The sequence below is a fragment of the Streptomyces rhizosphaerihabitans genome (genome assembly GCF_025399795.1).
Classification (GTDB): Bacteria; Actinomycetota; Actinomycetes; order Streptomycetales; family Streptomycetaceae; genus Streptomyces; species Streptomyces rhizosphaerihabitans.
Window position 1 is genome coordinate 37879 of the sequence record NZ_JAODTZ010000033.1, and the last position, 16778, is coordinate 54656.

Sequence of the window (16778 nt, forward strand, 5' to 3'; positions counted from 1 at the left end):
CGCACACGGCGAGGGGCCCGGCCGTTCGCGGCCGGGCCCCTCGCCGTTGCGGGCCGCCGCGACGGCGCTAGGGATAGGTGTAGAAGCCGCGGCCGGACTTCTTGCCCAGCAGGCCGCCCTCGACCATGCGCAGCAGCAGCGGCGGGGGCGCGTGGAGCGGCTCCTTGAACTCCTCGTACATGGCCTGGGCGATGGAGACGGTGGTGTCCAGGCCGATGAGGTCGGCGAGCCGCAGCGGTCCCATCGGGTGCGAGCAGCCCTGGGTCATGCCCTGGTCGAGGATCTCGGCCGTCGCCAGGCCTGATTCGACCATGCGGATGGCGGACAGCAGGTAGGGGAAGAGCAGCGCGTTGACGAGGAAGCCCGCGCGGTCCGGTGAGGCGATCGGTTTCTTGCCCAGGACGTCGCGGACGAAGACCAGTGCCCGTGCGCCGACCGTTTCGTCGGTGAGGACGGAGGAGACGAGTTCGACGAGCGGCAGCACCGGTACCGGGTTGAAGAAGTGCAGGCCGAGCACCTGGCCGGGGCGGCGGGTCGCGGCGGCCAGGCGTACGACCGGGATCGAGGAGGTGTTGGTCGCCAGGATCGCGTCCGGGTCCTCGACGATCTTGTCGAGGGTGGCGAACAGGTCCCGTTTGAGCTGCTCGTCCTCCTTGACCGCCTCGATCACCAGGTGGCGGTCGGCCAGTTCGGCGAGGTCGCGGGTGAACGACACCCGGTCCAGGGCCGCGTCGCGTTCGGGCGCGGTGAGTTTGCCTTTGGCCACGCCCCGGTCCAGGGAGGCGGCCAGCCGCTGGGGTGCCGTTTCGAGCGAGGACTCGGAGAACACCGCGACCCTCACGTTCAGTCCGGCCTTCGCGCACAGTTCGGCGATGCCGGTGCCCATGATGCCGCTGCCGACGACACCCACCCGGTCGATGCCTGTGCCGGTGTGCTGCGTGGACGTGGTCATGTGTGGTTCCCCCAGGTCAGAAGTGATGCTCCGATCGACATGCCGCCGCCGAACCCGGCGAGCAGCACCAGGTCTCCCGGTGACAGCGCTCCCGTGCGGTGGGCCTCGTCGAGGGCGACCGGCACCGAGGCGCTGCCGACGTTGCCGTAGCGGATCAGGGTGCGGTGGGTCTGTGCGGCGGTGAGGCCGGTGCGTTCGACGACCTCGCCGAGCATGACGCCGTTGGCCTGGTGCGGTACGAAGTGGTCGACGGCGCCGATGTCGACGCCGGCCTTGTGTGCCAGTGCGAGGAGCGCCGGGGGGACGTGTTCGGCGACGAAGTCCCGTACTCCGCGGCCGTCCATCCTGAAGTAGTGGCCGCCTTCGGCGACGGTGGCGGCGGAGGCCGGTCTGCGGCTGCCGCCGGCCTCGACGCGGATCAGGTGGTGGGCGTCGCCGCGGCTGGACAGGTCGCTCGCGATGATCCCGTACGGTTCGGGCACCGCGCCGACGATCGCGGCGCCGGCGCCGTCGGCGAACAGGATGGCGGTCCTGTGGTCGGTGAAGTCCAGGATCCGCGAGTACACGTCGGCGCCGATCACCAGGACCCGGGCGTCGGGCCGCACGGTGACCAGGCTGTGGGCCAGCGACAGTGCGTAGACGAAGCCGCTGCACACGACGTTGATGTCGAAGCAGGCCGCGCGGTAGGCGCCCAGGCCGTGCTGCACCAGGTACGAGGTGGGCGGCTGCGGGAAGTCTCCGGTGGAGGTGGAGACGATGATGTAGTCGATCTGCCGGGCGGTCAGTTCCGCCTGGGCCAGGGCCCGTTCGGCGGCGGTGACGGCGAGGTCGGAGGTGGCCTCGTGCTCGGCGGCGTAGCGGCGTGAGCGGATCTGTGTCTTGCGTTCGATCCACTCCGCGGTGACGCCGACGCGTTCGGCGACCTCTTCGTTGCCCACTTCGTTCTTGGGCAGGTAGGAGCCGGTGGAGAGTATGCCGATTCCCATGTCAGGACGCCTCCGCGGAGCCGGGTGCGCCGAGATCGCGCAGGGGGTTGAGCCGCGCGGCCCCGATCTTCTCCCGCAGGGCGGGATCGGTGACGCCGAGTCCTTCCCGGGGTGCGAGGCAGAGCACGCCGACCTTTCCGGTGTGCCGGTTCGTCTGGACCAGCCGTGCGGCCTCGCCGACGTCCTTCAGCGCGAACACCTCGGACAGGACGGGAGAGAGGTGCCCGAGCCGGAAGAGGCGGTTGCATTCGGCCTGTTCGTGGAGGTTGGCGGCGTGGCTGCCCAGGATGCGCTTGAGGTTCATCCAGAGGTAGCGGTTGTCGAAGTGGTGGTCGTAGCCGGTGCTCGATCCGCAGGTGACGACGGTGCCGCCCTTGCGGACGACGAACACCGAGATCCCGAAGGTCGCCCGTCCGACGTAGTCGAACACGACGTGCGGGTCCTCGCCGACGTGGCGGCGGATCTCCCGCCCGAGCCGCTTGCCGAGTTCGATCGTGCGTTGCGGGGTGGGCGCGCTGTCGCCGCCCATGCCGATCTCGCTCCGGTTGATCACCACATCGCATCCGAGGCGGCGCAGTGCCTGGGCCTTGTGCTCGGAGCCGATCACGCCGACGGCGATACCGCCCGCGTTCTTGACCATCTGCACCGCGAACGCGCCGAGGCCGCCGGTGGCTCCCCAGATGAGCACGACGTCGCCCTGTTTGATCCGGGCGCCGTTGTCCCCGACCAGCATCCGGTACGACGTCGCCGCGGTCAGCAGTACACCCGCGGACTCCTCCCAGGTCAGGTGTGCCGGTTTGGGCAGCAGCTGGCTCGCGCGCAGCACCGCGTAGTGGGCGAGGCCGCCGAAGTTCGTCTCGTAGCCCCAGATCCGCTGTCCGGCGCCGAGCATCGCGTCGGCGTGGGTCGCCGGTTCCTGCTCGTCGACCTGGACGCAGCTGGCGACGACGTGGTCGCCCGGCTTCCAGTGCCGTACGCCGGCGCCGACCCGTACGACGATGCCGGCCGCGTCGGATCCCACCACCTGGTACGGCAGGTCGTGCCGGGCGGCCCAGCCGCCCTGGCGGGCACCGCGCTTGAGGAACTCGAAGGTGGGCACCGGTTCGAACGTCGCCGACCACACCGTGTTGTAGTTGATGGAGCTCGCCATGACGGCGACGACCACCTCGTCCGGAGCGAGGTCCGGCATGGGGACCTGCCCGACGTGCAGCGACTTGCGGACGTCGTTGTCCTGCACGCCGTCGAACATGCCGAGGTCCGAGGCCAGCAGATGTGCGGCCTCGTAGTGCGACGGAAGCTCGTATCGCCCGATCTCGTCCGGGCCGGCCCCGGACAGCAGGGCTTGTGCCAAAGAATCCACGATGTGCTTTCTCCTCCCGAGACCCCGCTGACGGGAAAGCGGATGAGCGGCGGACCGTGCTCGAAGGGGACCGTGCTCAGAGGACCGCGCCCTCCTTCGTGCGCCGGCTCAGGCTCGGCCTGCTGGACCGGCCCAGGTCCTTCCACATGTCCGACAGGCCGATGACGGTGCGGGCCGCGAACAGCCTGCGGATGGAGACCTCCTGCTTCAGCTCCGCGCGGATCAGGCCGACCAGCCGGATCGCCCGCAGCGAGTTGCCGCCGAGGTCGAAGAAGTCCTCGTCGATGCCCACCCGGTCCAGTTCGAGGACGTCGGCGAACGCCGCGGCCAGGACCCGTTCGGTGTCGTTGCGCGGTGCCCGGTACCTGCCCTCGTCGAACACGGGCTCCGGCAACGCGGCCCGGTCCACCCGTCCGCCCGCTGTCACCGGCAGGCGTTCAAGGACCGTGAACACCGTCGGGACCATGGACTCCGGCAGCCAGCCGGCGGCGAACCGGCGCAGTTCGTCGCCCGAGACGGCCTGGTCGCGGGCCGGGACGACATAGGCCACCAGGCGCTGTTGTCCCGAGCTGTCCCGGCGGACGGCCACGACCGACTGCGCGAGCGCGGTGTGTTCGGACAGCACCTCCTCGACCTCGGCCGGCTCGACCCGTACCCCGCGTACGTCCGCCTGGGTGCCGGCCCGGGCCACGTACTCGAGGCGGCCGTCGGTGCCCCAGCGCACCCGGTCCCCGGTGCGGTGCATGAGGCTGCCGGGCGGTCCGAACGGGCAGGGCACGAAGCGCCCGGCGGTCTCTGCGGGGCGTCCGGGGTATCCGCGCGCCACGCCGGGCCCGGCGACGTACAGTTCGCCGCTCACGCCGACGGGGACCGGCGCGAGCCCCGGGCCGAGGACGTACAGGGCGGTGTGGTCCGTCGGGCGGCCGAGTGTGCCCGCGTGGCGCACCGGTTCGTTCGCGGGCAGGCGGTGGCAGGCGGCGAACACGGTCGCTTCGCTCAGGCCGTGGCCGTTGACGATCGTCAGGCCGGGGCAGGCCTCGCGGACCCGGCGCAGCGCGGCCGCGGACACGCGGTCGCCGCCGGTCCACACCTCGCGCAGTCCGGCGAGGCAGTCGGGGCGCTGTGCTGCGATCGCCGAGAACAGGTGCGCGGGCAGCCACACCGTGGAGATCTCGTGCGTCGCGCGCGCCGCGGTCAGTACGTCGGGCAGCGCCTCGGCGTCGAGTTCGCCGGGGGGTGCGACGACCACCCGGCCGCCGTTGAGCAGGGGTGCCCACAGTTCGAGGGCGAGTGCGTCGGAGGTGTGCGGTGTGTGCCACAGCACGGTGGTGGGGCCGGCTTCCCGCCAGTGGTGGTCCAGGACGAACCGTTCCATGTTGCGGTGCGTGACCCCGACTCCGGTGTCCGCGCCGGGCGTCGCGCAGTCGTACAGCACGGCCAGCAGGCTGTCCCGGTGCGGCGGGAGGGGGGATCCGGGCGCGGTGTCGCTGTCGTTGTGGGGGGTGCCGCTGTCGTTGTGGGGGGTGCCGCTGTCGTTGTGGGGGGTGTCGGGGGTGAGGTCGTCGAACGCGATCGCCTCAATGTCCAGGCCCGCGCCGAGGAGTTCGGCCGTCGCCGCGTCGGTGAGCAGGGCGCGGGCCGAGGCCGCCGCGATCCGCGGCCCGATGCGCCCGGCCGGCGCCGCCGGGTCGATCGGCAGATAGGCCGCACCCGCCTTGACCACGCCCAGCAGGGCGACGGCGAGGTCCAGCGACCGGGGCAGCGCCACCGCCACGACCGTCTCGGGTCCCAGGTGCCGGCGGCGCAGCGCCCGGGCCAGCCGGTCCGAGCGCTCGTCCAGTTCCCGGTACGAGAGCGCGGTGTCGCCGAAGACCAGGGCGACGGCGTCGGGATCCTGCTCCGTCTGCCGGGCGAACAGCTGGGGAACCGTCAGTCCCAAAAGCGGCGCGGCCGTGGCGTCCGGTGCCGTCAGCACCTGCTCGCGCCCGGCGCCGCCGACCACGTCCAGCGCGCCCACCGGGCGGGAGCCGTCGGCCACCACGGCACGGATGTGGTCGATCAACTCCTCGCCGATGAAGCGCAGTTCCGCGCGGTGGTACAGGCGGGCGGGGGCGTCGAGCCGGATGAACAGGTCGCTGTCGGGGCTGCCGTCGGTGTAGACGCCGATCGACAGTTCCTCGAAGGTCCCGGTCGTGGCGCCGGAGTAGCGGGCCGGGCTGTCGCCGAAGCGGAGCTGCTCCACGAACTCGACGACGTTGACGACGGCGCCGTAACTGCCGCGGCCGCTCAGGGCGGTTCCGCTCGCGCGCTGGATGTCCGAGTAGTGGCAGGCGGTGTGGCCGATGATCTCGTACGTCTCGTCGACGAGTGCCTCGGCGACCTCGGTGAAGGTCGCGCCGAGGTCGATCCGCGCCCGTACCGGGACCACGTTGACCGCCAGGCCGGGGGTGCGGCCGGCGACGCCGACCCGGTTGCCGACGGCCAGGGAGAGGAGGAATTCCGGGCGGTCGCAGCGGTGCCTCAGGAACACCGCGGCGGCAGCGGTCAGCAGTTGCGACATCCACAGGCCCATGGACTGCGCGGTCTCGGTCCACACGTCCGCCTCGGCGCGGGCAACGGTCAGGGTCCGGCTCACCATGCCGATGGTCTCGGCCACCTCCGACCAGCGGTCGGCGCTGCTCATCGGCTCGGACAGTGCGGAGCGCTGCGCGTCGGACAGGGCGACGCGCGGGACTTGCGCGGGCGCGGGCGCGTCTTTCAGGTAGTCGCGCCAGAACCGCGTGTCCTCGGTGAACTTCTCGGAGGCGAGGTAGTCACTCGCCTCGGTGGCGAACGACTCGGCGTCCCACGGGTGCGGCAGCCGCGGTACCCGCTCGCCGCGCGCCAGCGCCGTGTACACCTCGGCGAGGCGCTTGGAGAGCAGGCCGCCCGCGCCGAACCCGTCGGAGATGAGGTGGTGGTAGGCGATCACCAGGAGGGAGCGGCTGGGCGCGAGTTGGACCACGCCGAGCCGGAACAGCAGGTCCCGTTCCAGGTCGAACGGCCGGCGCACCATCTCGGCCAGGGCTTCGCGGGCCGCCTGCTCGGGGTCGGCCTCGGCGCTCAGGTCGAGGAAGAAGGGCCGCCAGTCCCCCAGTTCGCGGGGGGTGTAGCGCAGTCCGCCGCCGTCGTCGGCGAAGTTGACGCGCAGTATCTCCGCCTCTCCCAGCACGTGCAGGAACGCGGATTCGATGACCGCCGCGTCCAGTTCACCGTCCACGTCCCACATGGTCAGCGCATGGTTCGGCGTGTCGGGAGCCATTTCCTGCGCCCGCCACATGCCTTTATGCGCAGACGACGCACCGAACGAACGCACAGAGATCAACCCCTCGACAAACAGGCCCGGAATACCGGAGGAATTCACAGATCACTCCCCATGGTCCGGGGGGTGGGTCAGCCGTTCAAGACAACTTGATTCCCGGCGGGACAGGCCGCGGCCGGGCTTGCGGTGTCCCGCCGGCGGGACACTCCCGCCGGGCACAACAGCGCCCGGAGCGCGGCGAGTTCGGGAATTTCGCAGAGCAGATCGCAGAGTCCGGAGAGTTCGAAGAACACACAGGTTTCGGGGAGCTCGCAGATTTCGGGGAGCTCGGGGATTTCACTGGGGAGCGCCGGTGGCCATCAGGGACACGATGTGGCCGGCGATCCGTCGTGACGACGGGTGCCGCAGCACCAGATTCGCCCTCAGTTTGAGTCCGGTCGACGCGGTCAGGCGTTTGCTGAGTTCTCCCGACAGCATCGAGTCGAATCCGTACTCCTTGAACTCCTGGTCGGGGTCGACCGATTCGCCGGAGGGATGTCCGAGGACGACGGCGACCTTCTCCAGGACGTGGTCGAGGACGAGTGCCTTCGCGTCGGAGTCGGACAGGACGGAGATCCTCTCCGCCAGGGGGACGCAGTGGTCGTCGTCGGCGGCGGGCTCCGGTGAGGACACCTGCGCCGCCACCGCCGCCGCGTGCGAGGAGTTCAGCCAGTACCGCTGCCGCTGGAAGGCGTACGTCGGAAGGTCCACCCGCCGGCGGGTCCCGAACAGGGCGTCCCAGTCCACGGATCCGCCCCGCACGTGCAGCCCGGCCAGCGAGCCGAGCACGGCCTCCACCTCGCCCCTGCCGCGCCGCGAGGACGACAGGACCAGCGCGTCGTCCACGTCCTCGACCATCTCCTGCACCGGGACGGTCAGCACGGGGTGCGGGCTCATCTCGATGAAGACCCGGAATCCGTCCTCGGCCAGCCGGCGTACGGACGATTCGAAGCGGACCTTCTCGCGCAGGTTGTTGTACCAGTAGTCGGCGTCCAGCCCGGCGGTGTCGATGATCTCGCCGTACAGGGTGGAGTAGAAGGGCAGGTGCGACGATGCCGGGCTCACGTCGGACAGGGAGCCGGTCACCTTTTCGCGGACCCGGGCCACCTGGTGGGAATGGGAGGCGTAGTCGACCGCTATGCGCCGGGCCTGAGCGCCTTCGGCCTTCATCTTCTCGACGAACTCGTCGAGGGCGTCCGGTTCCCCGGACACGACCACGGAGCGGGGGCCGTTGACCACGGCGACGCTCACCCGCCCGCTCCACGGAGCCAGCCGCTCGGTCACGACGTCCTCGGACTCCGCGACCGATGCCATCCCGCCGTGGCCGATCAGGTCCATCAGCGCCTTGCTGCGCAGCGCCACGATCTTGGTGGCGTCCCGCAGGGACAGCGCGCCGCATGCGTGGGCGGCGGCTATCTCGCCCTGGCTGTGGCCCACCACCGCGGCCGGTTCCACACCCCAGGACCGCCACAGGGCGGCCAGGGACACCATCACCGAGAACAGCGCCGGCTGCACCACGTCCACCCGGTCCAGGGCCGGCGCCCCCTCCGCACCGCGCACCACGTCGAGCAGCGACCAGTCGGTCCACTCGGCCAGGGCGGCCGCACAGGCGTCGAGGCTGCGCGCGAAGACGGGGAAGGCGTCGTAGAGCTGGCGGCCCATGCCGACCCACTGCGAGCCCTGCCCGGGGAACATGAAGACGACACCGCCGAGGTTCCCGGCCGCGCCGCGGACCACCCCGGCACAGTCCGGGCCGCCGCTCAACGACGCCAGTCCGTGCAGCAGTTCGTCCCGGCCGCGGCCCAGCACCACCGCGCGGTGCTCGAACCGGGCCCGGCTCGACACCAGCGACCAGCCGACGTCGGCGACGTCCAGGCTCTCGTCGGCGGCGACGGCATCGCGCAGTCTGCCCGCCTGCCGCTCCAGGGCCTTCGCGCTCTTGCCCGATATCACCCACGGCACCAGGCCGCCGACGACGGCAGCGTCCGGGCCGTGCCCGTCCGGCGGCTCCGCCGGCTCCTCCTGTGCGGCCTCTTGCTGTGCGGCCTCTTCGAGGATCATGTGCACGTTGGTGCCGCTGACGCCGAACGAGGACACCCCGGCCCGCCGGGGAGTGCCGGACCGGGTCCACTCACGCCCCTGAACCAGCAGTTCGACCTTGCCCGAGGACCAGTCCACGTGCTGGGAGGGCGCGTCCACGTGCAAGGTCTTGGGCAGGTACTTGTGGCGCAGGGCCATCACGGCCTTGATGACGGAGGCGACCCCGGCGGCGGCCTGGGCGTGGCCCATGTTCGACTTCATGGACCCCAGCCACAGCGGCCTGCCCTCGGCGCGGTCCTTCCCGTAGGTCGCCAGCAGCGCGCCCGCCTCGATGGGATCCCCCAGCACGGTTCCGGTGCCGTGAGCCTCGACCAGGTCCACCTCGCGGGGGGCGACGCCCGCGTTCGCCAGTGCCTTGAGGATCACCTTCTCCTGGGCGCGGCCGTTGGGGGCGGTCAGCCCGTTGCTGGCGCCGTCCTGGTTGACCGCGGAACCGCGCAGGACGGCCAGTACCGGGTGGCCGTTGCGATGGGCGTCGGAGAGCCGTTCGAGGAGCAGTACGCCCACGCCCTCGGCCCAGCCGGTCCCGTCGGCGCTGTCGGCGAAGGACTTGCAGCGGCCGTCGGCCGCCAGACCGCCCTGGCGGGAGAACTCCACGAAGAGTTCGGTCGTCGACATCACCAGCGCCCCGCCCGCCAGCGCGAGCGAGCACTCGCCCGCCCGCAGTGACTGCGCCGCCAGGTGCAGGGCGACCAGTGACGACGAGCACGCGGTGTCCACCGACACCGCCGGCCCGGTCAGCCCCAGCTCGTACGCCACCCGGCCGGACGCGACGCTCAGCGTGCTGCCGTGCAGCAGGTAGCCCTCCAGTTCGTTCTTGCTGCCCTCCAGGAAGCGTGAGCCGTACTCGGACGAGCTCACCCCGGTGAAGACGCCGACGTCGGACCCGCGTACGGCGGCGGGAACGATGCCGGCCCGCTCGAAGACCTCCCACGACGTCTCCAGCAGCAGGCGCTGCTGCGGATCGGTGGCCAGCGCCTCCCGCGGGCTGATGCCGAAGAAGTCCGCGTCGAAGCCGGCCACGTCCGTCAGGAACCCGCCGTGGCGCACGTACGAGCTGCCGACGGTGTCGGGATCCGGGTCGTACACGTCCCGCCATCCGCGGTCCTGCGGGAACTCGCCCACGACGTCGCGGCCGTCGCGGATCACGTCCCACAGTTCCTCGGGCGAGGACACGCCTCCGGGGTAGCGGCATGCCATGGCCACCACGGCGATCGGCTCGCCGCGGCCGGCTTTCAGGGCGTCGTTCTCCTGCCGGAGGCGGTCGCGCTCCTCCAGCAGGGTGCGCAGCGCGCGCTGGACCCGGTCCGCGCCGTCCGCCGTGCGATCCGCGGAGTTGGTCATTCCTTCTACCTCTTCTCGTCCAGGGCCAGGTCGACCAGTGCTTCCAGGTCCAGGTCCGACAGTTCGTCCGCGCCGGTGTCCGTGCCCGTGTCCGCGGCCGGTGCGTGGCCGTCCGGCCGGGGCGGGCCGGCGCACGCCAGGACCAGCTCCAGGACGCCCGCGCTGCGCAGGCTGTCGATCGAGACGGTGCGCAGCACTTCCCGGATCCCGGCGTCATCGGCGGCCTGGGCCGCGCCTGTGTCCGGGCCGGTGTCCGGTGCCGGGCGCAGCAGGCCGACGAGGTGCTCGCCCAGTTCGCGGGGGGTCGGGTAGCTGAAGATGAGGGTGGTCGGCAGGCGCAGTCCGGTCGAGGCAGCGAGGCGGTTGCACAGTTCGACCGCGGTCAGCGAGTCGAATCCGAGCTGGGTGAAGGCCTGGTCGGCGTCGACGACGGCGCTGGAGGGGTGTCCGAGCACGATGGCGACCTGGTCGCGGATCCAGTCCAGGGCGGCTGTCTGTGCCTCGCCGGCCGGCAGGGCGGTCAGTCTTGCGGTCAGGTCGGGCGAGCCGCCGTCCTTGGCCGTGCCCGCCCTGGTGCGGCGTGGCCGGCCGCCGTCGGCGAGGCCGCGCAGGAGCGGCGCCACCTCGTCGCCGTTCTTGTTGCGCAGGGCGGCGATGTCGACCCGGGCCGGGACGAGGACCGGTTTGCCCATCGCGCACGCCGCGTCGAACAGGGCCAGTGCCTCGGGGGTGGGCATCGCGGCGATGCCCGTCCGCCGCAGCCGGGACAGGTCGGCCCGGTCCAGGTCCCCGGTCATGCCGCTGCTCTGTTCCCACCAGCCCCAGCACAGTGAGGTGCCGGCCAGGCCGGCTGCCCTGCGCTGCACGGCCAGGCCGTCCAGGAAGGCGTTCGCCGCGGCGTAGTTGGCCTGTCCCGCGGTGCCGAGGGTGCCCGCGAGGGCGGAGAACTGGATGAACGCCGACAGGGTGTGTTCGCGGGTCAGTTCGTGCAGGTTGAGTGCGCCGCCGGCCTTGGCGCGCAGCACGTGGTCCAGGCTCTGCGCGGTCAGTGACTCGACGGTGCCGTCGGCGAGTACACCGGCGGCGTGGACGACCGCGGTCAGCGGGTGGCGGCCGGGCAGGTCCGCGAGGAGGTCCGCGACGGCGGCCCGGTCCGCGACGTCGCAGGCCACGACCCGTACCTCCGCGCCCGCGTCCCGCAGGTCCGCGACGAGTTCGGGCACCCCGTCGGCCGCGCCCCCGTGGCGGCTCGCCAGCAGCAGGCTGCGTACGCCGTGTTCGGCGACGAGGTGGCGTGCCACGAGCGAGCCCACTCCCCCGGTGCCGCCGGTGACCAGTACGGTGCCGCCGCCGAAGCCGCCGCCGACCTCGAGGACCAGTTTGCCGACGTGGCGGCCCTGGCTCATCTCGCGGAACGCCTTGCGCGCGTCGCGGATGTCGCGCAGGGAGACCGGGTTCAACTGCACGCGCCCGTCGGCGAACAGTTCCATGACGGTCCGGAACATCGCGTGGATCGCGTCCGGGCCCGCCTCGTAGAGGTCGAAGGCCCGGTAGTCGACTCCGGGGTGGCCGGCCGCCACCTGGTGGGGGTCGCGGATGTCCGTCTTGCCCATCTCGACGAAGTGTCCGCCGTCGGGGAGCAGGTTCAGCGAGGCGTCGACGAAGGTGTGCGCGAGGGAGTTCAGGACGACGTCGACACCGTGGCCGCCCGAGGAGTGCAGGAACTTCTGGGCGAAGTCCAGGTCGCGGGAGGACGCCAGGTGCGTCTCGTCCAGTCCCAGGCCGCGCAGGACGGGCCACTTGGCCGGGCTCGCGGTGGCGTAGATCTCGGCGCCGGCGTGCCGGGCCAGTTGGACGGCGGCCATGCCGACGCCGCCCGCCGCGGCGTGGATGAGGATCCGCTGCCCCTTCTTGAGGTTCGCCACGCGGAACAGCCCGTGGTAAGCGGTGAGGAAGGTGCACGGCACGGACGCCGCCTCGGCGTAGCTCCACCCGTCGGGGATGGGCATGAGCATGCGGTGATCCGCCACGGCTGTGCGGCCGAAGGCGCCGGTGAAGATGCCGGTCACCCGGTCACCGGGCGAAAGACGGGTCACGTCGTCCGCCACCTCCAGCACGACTCCGGCGCCCTCGCTGCCGAGCCCGGCGTCGATGGCCGTGCGGTCCACCAGTCCCAGTGCGATCGTGACGTCGCGGAAGTTGAGGCCGGCCGCCTGCACGGCGATGCGGACCTGACCGCTCGTCAGGGGCGTTTCCACCTCGGGGCACGGCACCCAGGTCAGGTTCTCCAGCGTCCCCTTGCTCGGGATGCCGAGCCGGTGCGGGCCGGCCGCCGCCGGGGGCTCGATCCGGTGGTCCGCGGGTGAGGCCGGCGCCAGGCGGGGGACGAGGTACGCGCCGTCGCGCAGCGCCAGTTGGTCCTCGCCGAGGGCGAACGCGTCCGGGAGGCGGGTGAGGGACGTCTCCCGGTCATCGGTGTCCACCAGGCGGAACCTGCCGGGGTGCTCGGTCTGGGCGGACCGGATCAGGCCCCACACGGACGCGCCGGGGAGGCTTTCGACGCTCTCGCCCGCGCCGGTGTCCTGGGCCAGGCGGGTGAGGACCACCAGGGTGGATGCGGCGAGCGCCTCCTCGGCGAGGAAGCGCTGGAGCGAGTCCAGGACGTGCCGGTCCGCGCCGGCGATGGTGGCGAGCGGATCGGGGGCGGCGGGGGTGAAGTCGTCCAGGCACAGGACGATGTGCCGGGGTGCCGGTGCCTCCTGCGCAAGGACGGCGTCCAGGGACGCGTAGAAGACGGCGCTCTCCCCGCCCGCCGCGAGCAGCCGGGAGGCCAGGCCGTTGTGCGCGCCGAGGACGCCCCACCGTCCGCGGTGGGTCTCCCGCCCGCTGTGGTGGGCCGGGCGCCACTGCAGTTCGTACAGCGGCTGCTGCCCGCCGCGTGCCGCGCGCACCTGCTCGGCGCCGGCCGGGCGGAACGTCAGCGCCTCGACGTGCGCGATCCCGCGGCCGTGTTCGTCGGCGACCGTCACCGACACGGCGCCTTCGCCGGCCGGGGAGAGGCGGACCCTCACGCTCGTCCCGCACGGCCCGGCCAGGTCCACGCCCGACCACGAGAAGGGCATCCAGCCCCGCTCGCCCGTCACCTCGATGACACCGCCGGCCACCACCGCGTGCAGGACGGTGTCCATCAGGGCCGGATGCAGGGCGAATCCGTCACCGGCCGGGCTCTCGGCGCTCTCCGGCAGGGTGGCGAGGGCGAAGAGGTCGTCACCGTGCTGCCAGACCTCCCGCAGGCCCCGGAACGCCGGACCGTAGTCGAACCCGGCGTCCGCGAAGGTGTCGTAGAGGCCGTCGATGCCGATCCGGCGGGCGCCGGCCGGCGGCCACACGGCGAGCGGTCGCGCATCGCCCGCTCCCGCGGCCGTCCGCGGCGCGCCAGGTGCGGTCGGTGCGGTCGGTGCGGTCGGTGCGAGGTTGCCCATCGCGTGGCGGGTCCAGCCGTCCGCCGCCCCACTGTCGTCGCCGGGGCGCGAGTACACGTCCAGCGGGCGGCGTCCCGTCCCGTCCGCCGCGCCGGCGACGATCCGTATCTGCACGTCGCCCGCGTCGGGGAGGATCAGGGGGACTTCCAGGGTGAGTTCCTCGACCGCGCCGCACCCGACGTGCTCGCCCACCGACAGCGCCAGGTCCAGGTAGGCCGTGGCCGGTACGACGACCGCACCGAACACGGCGTGGTCGGCCAGCCAGTCGTGGGTGCGCAGGGACCACCGGCCGGTGAACACCGCCTCGCCGGTGCCGGGGTGCTCCACCACGGCGCCGAGCAGCGGGTGCTGCGGGGCCGACAGGCCGGCGGAGGCGACGTCCGCCGACTCCATCCCGGCCAGGAAGTCCATCCAGTACCGCTGCCGCTGGAACGCGTACGTCGGAAGGTCCACGAGCCGGCGCGTCCCGAACAGGGCGTCCCAGTCCACGGACCCGCCCCGCACGTGCAGCTGCGCCAGGGCGGTGATCAGTGCCTGCGGGCCGCCGCGGTCGCGCCGTGACGACGACAGGACCAGCGCATCGTGCACGCCCTCACCCGTGAAGACCTCCTGGGTGATGCCCGCGAGCGTCGCTCCCGGGCCCACTTCGAGGAAGACGCCGGCACCGGCCGCACGGGCGCACTCCACGGCGTCGTAGAAGCGGACGGGTTCGCGGACGTGGTCGACCCAGTACGCGGCGGACGTCAGTTCCTGGAGCGTCGCCTCGCGGCCCAGCCGGGTCGAGACGATCGGGACCGTCATCTCGCCCGCGGGCAGTTCGGGGATCGCCGCCGCGAACTCGTCGAGGACCGGGTCCATGAGCGGGGAGTGGAAGGCGTGGTCGACCTTGAGCAGTTTGGCCGATGTGCCGTCGGCGACGAGCCGGTCCCGCAGGGCGTGGACCTGCTCGCGCAGTCCCGAGACCACCACCGATTCCGGGCCGTTGACGGCGGCGACGCCGACGCGGTCGTAGGAGCCGAGCAGCGCGCTCACCTGGGCTTGCGAGGCGCGGACGGCCAGCATGGCGCCGCGTTCGGTGACCGTCTGCATGATCCGTCCGCGTGCGGCCACGAGCCGGGTCGCGGCGTCCAGGCCGAGGACTCCGGACACGTGGGCGGCGGCGATCTCGCCGACGGAGTGGCCGATCAGGCGGTCCGGCCGCGGGCAGTACTTCGCCAGCAGCCGGTACAGGGCGACCTGCAGGGTGAACAGCGCCGGCTGTGCGATGTCCGTCCGTTCGCGGTCCGCGGGATCGTCGGCGAGGAGGACGGGCTTGAGCTCGAAGGGAAGGTGGGCGTCGAAGCGTGCGCAGGTCTCGTCGAGGCTCTGCGCGAAGACGGGGAAGGTGTCGTACAGCTGCCGTGCCGCACCGGCCCATGGCGCGCCCTGCCCGGGGAACATGAAGACGGATCCGCCGAGTTCCCCGGCGACGGCGCGCACCACCGCGGCGGACTCGGTGCCCTCGCTCAGCGCCGCAAGTCCGCTCAGCAGCTCGTCCCGGTCGCGGCCCAGCACCACCGCGCGGTGTTCGAACCGGGCCCGGCTCGACACCAGCGACCAGCCGGCGTCGGCGATGTCCAGGTCGGTGCCGGCGGCGGCGAAGTCGCGCAGCCTGCGCGCCTGGGCCCGCAGCGCCTGCTCCGACCGTGCCGAGACGACCCATGGCACCAACCCGCCCGCACCGCCCGGCACTTGACCGTCGGCGCCGGGCGCGGTCCCCTGCGCGGGTGCCGTGTCCTGCCCGGGCGCGGTCCCTTCCTCGGGTGCCTGCTCCACGGTCTCGGGGGCCTGCTCGAGGATCAGGTGCGCGTTGGTGCCGCTGGCCCCGAAGCTGGACACGCCGGCCCGCCGGGGCCGTCCCGGTGTGCTCGGCCACGGCCGGGCCTCGGTGAGCAGTTCCACCGCTCCGGCCGACCAGTCGACGTGGGTCGAGGGGCGGTCCACGTGCAGTGTTTTGGGCAGCACTCCGTGCCGCATCGCCATGATCATTTTGATGATGCCGCCGACGCCGGCGGCGGCCTGTGTGTGGCCGATGTTCGACTTCAGCGACCCCAGCCACAGCGGGCTGTGCGGGTCCCGGTCCTGGCCGTAGGTGGCCAGCAGCGCCTGCGCCTCGATGGGGTCGCCCAGTGTCGTGCCGGTGCCGTGCGCCTCCACCACGTCCACGTCGCTCGCCTGGACCCGGGCGTTCGCCAGCGCCGCCCGGATGACCCGCTGCTGCGCGGGCCCGTTCGGCGCGGTCAGTCCGTTGGAGGCCCCGTCCTGGTTGATCGCCGAGCCGCGGATCACCGCCCAGATCCGGTGCCCGGCCCGCCGGGCGTCCGAGAGCCGCTGCAGGACCAGCATGCCGACGCCCTCGGCGAAGCCGGTGCCGTCGGCGGCGTCGGCGAACGCCTTGCACCGGCCGTCCTCGGCCAGGCCGCGCTGGCGCGACATCTCCCGGAACACCTGCGGCATCGCCACGACGGTGACGCCGCCGGCCAGCGCGAGGCCGCACTCGCCCTGCCGCAGCGACTGCACCGCCTGGTGCACCGCCACCAGCGACGAGGAGCACGCGGTGTCGGTCGACACCGCCGGGCCCTCAAGCCCCAGCGTGTACGACACCCGGCCGGACGCCACGCTCAGCAGGGAACCGGTCTGCGCGTAGCCCGAGATGGGCTCGGGGGTGAAGAAGTGGTTGCCGTAGCCGAAGTACGCGAGACCGGCGAAGACGCCGGTGCTGCTGCCGCGCAGGGTCTGCGGGTCGATACCGGCCCGCTCCAGGGACTCCCACGCGGTCTCCAGGAGCAGCCGCTGCTGCGGGTCGGCGGCCAGCGCCTCGCGCGGGTTGATCCCGAAGAATTCGGCGTCGAAGTCGCCCGCGTCGTGCAGGAATCCGCCCGAGCGTGTGGAGCAGGTGCCCGGCCGGTCCGGATCCGGGTCGTACAGGCCCTCCAGGTCCCAGTTGCGGTCGTCGGGGAAGTCCGACACGGCGTCCGCGCCCGCCCGCACCAGGTCCCACAGCGCCTCCGGGGAGGCGGCGCCGCCGGGGAAGCGGCAGGCGACGCCCACCACCGCGATGGGCTCGGCGGCGGCGTCCGTCAGCTCCTTGAGGCGCTTGCGTGTCTCGATCAGCTCGATCGATGTCCGCTTGAGGTAGTCGAGGACATCGGCGTTGTTGTCGTGCGTCATCGCT

The 16778-nt window shown here is 72.4% G+C and carries 6 protein-coding genes; all 6 read right to left on the minus strand.

All coding sequences use genetic code 11. From position 1 onward, the window contains the following. Positions 1–67: 67 nt before the first annotated feature. The 6 genes from N4G66_RS28520 to N4G66_RS28545 all read right to left on the minus strand — a co-directional run bounded on the left by N4G66_RS28520 (position 68) and on the right by N4G66_RS28545 (position 16774). Positions 68–952, minus strand: coding sequence for a 3-hydroxybutyryl-CoA dehydrogenase (locus tag N4G66_RS28520; RefSeq protein ID WP_261707104.1), 885 nt, complete (start codon positions 950–952; stop codon positions 68–70). Continuing rightward, positions 949–1938, minus strand: a complete 990-nt coding sequence (locus N4G66_RS28525; protein WP_261707105.1) for a 3-oxoacyl-ACP synthase III family protein — start codon at positions 1936–1938, stop codon at positions 949–951. Before N4G66_RS28525 ends, N4G66_RS28520 begins: the two co-directional genes overlap by 4 nt. A gap of 1 nt (position 1939) precedes the next feature. Next, on the minus strand, positions 1940–3298 hold the full coding sequence (gene ccrA, locus N4G66_RS28530; RefSeq protein ID WP_261707106.1) for a crotonyl-CoA carboxylase/reductase: 1359 nt from the start codon (positions 3296–3298) through the stop codon (positions 1940–1942). Between the two features lie 76 nt (positions 3299–3374). After that, positions 3375–6701 (minus strand): non-ribosomal peptide synthetase, encoded by a 3327-nt coding sequence (locus tag N4G66_RS28535; protein ID WP_315903702.1) that lies wholly within the window; start codon positions 6699–6701, stop codon positions 3375–3377. A gap of 234 nt (positions 6702–6935) precedes the next feature. Further along, positions 6936–10082: a type I polyketide synthase gene (locus tag N4G66_RS28540; protein WP_261707108.1), complete on the minus strand. Its 3147-nt coding sequence runs from the start codon at positions 10080–10082 to the stop codon at positions 6936–6938. Positions 10083–10087: 5 nt separating this feature from the next. Beyond that, positions 10088–16774 carry a type I polyketide synthase gene (locus N4G66_RS28545; protein ID WP_261707109.1) on the minus strand — a complete coding sequence of 2229 codons (6687 nt, stop codon included), beginning with the start codon at positions 16772–16774 and terminating at the stop codon, positions 10088–10090. Between the last annotated feature and the right edge of the window lie 4 nt (positions 16775–16778).